Annotated in this window: 1 protein-coding gene and 1 pseudogene; both read left to right on the forward strand. The window is 74.1% G+C overall.

The features are described from left to right. The coding region (locus ABZ641_RS36450; protein ID WP_359988812.1) for a WYL domain-containing protein at window positions 1-339 on the forward strand (339 nt) is incomplete at its 5' end. An 800-nt stretch (window positions 340-1,139) separates the two neighbouring features. Further along, window positions 1,140-1,634 (forward strand): annotated as a pseudogene (locus ABZ641_RS36455) (amino acid transporter); the annotation flags it as partial.

The raw sequence follows: 1,634 nt of genomic DNA on the forward strand, positions 1-1,634 counted from the left end.
GCGCCGGTGGGCCCCGGTCCGGCACAGCGCGTGCTGTCGGGGTTCGCCGCGGCCGAGTACCGGCATCAGGTGACCGTGCGGATCCACGGGACGGTCGAGCAGATCCGCGCCCGCCTTCCGGCCGGCCTCGCGAGCCTGGAGGAGCACGAGTCCGCGGCCGGCGAGGACCGGGCGACCGAGCGCTGGCTGCGCGTCGAGCTGAGGGTGGAGAGGCTCGACTGGTTGCCGCCGGTACTCGCCTCACTCGACCGGCCGTTCGTCATCGAGCGCCCCGACGAACTCCGCGACCTCGTCGCCGCACTCGCCGACCGCCTCACGTCGTACGCCCGCCGAGCCTGACCGCGGGGAACCGGTGTCATGGGATGGCACGGTCGGCCCTGTGGAGGGGGAGGCGGACCCGGAGGAGCCGGGGGAGGAGCCGCCGGAGATCGGCTACCCGGTGTAACGGGCGCCTCCGCGGGGCGACGCGGCGGGAGTGTGGGTACGACGCGGGCTGACACTCGAAGGGCCGGCGCATCCGGCAGGCGGGTCGGGCCGTGTCGGCGTCCGACGGGACGGTGACGTCACCGGGCCGCCGGCCGCTCCGGCGGGCCAGACCGTGGCAGCAGCGCTTGCCGGGCTTGAGGGCCCGCCGATCGCCCAGGTCGCCCCGACGACGGTGATCGGGTGCGAGGACGGCGAGCAGTTCCGGGGGTAAGGCCGGGGGTGCTGTCCTGCAGGGTGGGAGGGCGCCCGCAGGGGCGTTAAAGATCCGTCAAGATTCGGCCGCCCGCCGCTGCGGCACCCGGCGTGGCCGTCCGTACCGGCCCGGCGTCGGCGAGTGCCCCGGCGTGGTCGGACAAGCCGGCCGACGGTGGCCGCCCGGGTGTCCGAGTGGGCCGTCCGGTGCCGTCCGGACCTGCGGTGACGTGCGGTTTCGCATGCCGGGCGGACGGTGGAAGGCGCTCCGGCCGCCCTCCGGCAGACGCCGGCCGTCCGACCGTCGAGTGTCCTCGAACCGTTGGCCGACACAACCGGTAGTGCCAGGACAGGGCGCCGATGTGTACGTGATGGCGAAAGAGGCCCATGAATCGGCTGTCTACTCTGGCGGAGCCGCCCACCGGGCGGCTTGATCGTTTGCGCCCTCGACGGAGTCTGCCGTGTCCACAACTTCCCCGCCGGTCCCCCCTCAACCCGCGGCACCGAGCCGGCTGCGGGCGTGGCTGCTGGAGGGGCTGTCGGACCGGGCGAAGCAGCACCCCGGCCCGCACGCCGAGGCGCCCGAGGAGCACGGGCAGCGCTGGTGGCGGGTGATGTGCCTGACCGGTCTGGACTACTTCTCGACCCTCGGCTACCAGCCCGGCATCGCCGCCCTCGCGGCCGGCCTGCTCTCGCCGGTGGCCACCATCGTGCTGGTCGTGGTGACCCTGTGCGGGGCGCTGCCGGTCTACCGCCGGGTGGCGAAGGAGAGCCCGCACGGCGAGGGCTCGATCGCCATGCTGGAGCGGCTGCTGAGCTTCTGGCAGGGCAAGCTCTTCGTCCTCGTCCTGCTGGGCTTCGCCGCCACGGACTTCCTCATCACCATCACCCTCTCCGCCGCCGACGCCACGGCGCACCTGGTGGAGAACCCGCACCTGGCGGCCGTGCAGCGCGCT

Source organism: Kitasatospora sp. NPDC007106 (assembly GCF_040634455.1).
In the GTDB taxonomy this organism is placed as follows: Bacteria; Actinomycetota; Actinomycetes; order Streptomycetales; family Streptomycetaceae; genus Kitasatospora; species Kitasatospora arboriphila.